Origin of the sequence: Leyella stercorea DSM 18206 (genome assembly GCF_000235885.1) — a bacterium.
GTDB classification, from domain to species: domain Bacteria; phylum Bacteroidota; class Bacteroidia; order Bacteroidales; family Bacteroidaceae; genus Prevotella; species Prevotella stercorea.
Genome location: NZ_JH379406.1, coordinates 1 through 904 on the forward strand (window position 1 = coordinate 1; position 904 = coordinate 904).

The window sequence follows — 904 nt, forward strand, 5'->3', positions numbered from 1 at the left end:
TTCAGGCGGTTTTTTAATTCCGCCAACAGGTCATGGTAACTCAAAAATAGAAATCTGATGGAAACAGAAAGAATTTTACTTCGCTATTGGGAGGAATCAGATGCAGAGTCGCTCTTCAAGTACGCCTCAGACCCTGACGTAGGACCTCGTGCAGGATGGCCGGCACATAAATCTGTAGAAGAAAGTCGGGAGATTATCCGGACATTCTTCCATAATGACACGACATGGGCGATTGTGTTGAAAGAGACTGGCGAGGCAATCGGTTGCATCGGCTACTACACCCATGAAACCAGCAACATCCCTATCGGAGAAAACGACTGTGAGGTGGGCTACTGGGTTGGAAAGCCTTATTGGAACAAGGGAATCTGCACCGAAGCCTTAAGGCAGATGCTCGACTACTGCATCAACGAGAAGCATTTTGAAAACATCTGGGCAGACCATTTCACAGGCAATCCTGCATCAGGAAGAGTCATGGAGAAATGCGGTTTCGTCGATACTGGTATGTTGAATAAATGTAGCCAGCTCGTGGGTGGCGACAAGGATATGGTCAAGGTGTTCAAGTACAACGGATAGAGGAGAAAAATAGAATGATGAGAAAGGAATCAAGAGCAATGGATAGCGAGTGGGCATTGGAAGTAATGCACAAGGCTCCGTATATTACTGTCAGTTTTATTGACGAAGACGGTAAGCCTTATGGTTTACCCCTGTCACTCGCATCAGATGATGATGTGAATTGGTATTTTCATGGTGCCTTGGAAGGCAAGAAGTTGGAGGCAATCAAGGCTCATTCTGAGGTTTGCCTTTCAGCCGTAACCCGTTGTGCGCCTACAGTTGGTCCGAAGGACGGCAGTTTCACTCTGCAATTCAAATCAGCCATTGCATTCGGCAAGGCAGAAATCGTGAC

2 protein-coding genes are annotated in these 904 nt (G+C 46.8%); both read left to right on the forward strand.

Annotation, left to right across the window (positions count from 1 at the left end; genetic code table 11):
* Window positions 1–57 precede the first annotated feature (57 nt).
* On the forward strand, window positions 58–573 hold the full coding sequence (locus HMPREF0673_RS04745; RefSeq protein WP_007898825.1) for a GNAT family N-acetyltransferase: 516 nt from the start codon (window positions 58–60) through the stop codon (window positions 571–573).
* Between the two features lie 14 nt (window positions 574–587).
* A partial coding sequence (locus HMPREF0673_RS04750) for a pyridoxamine 5'-phosphate oxidase family protein (RefSeq protein ID WP_007898827.1) occupies window positions 588–904 on the forward strand: 317 nt, incomplete at its 3' end.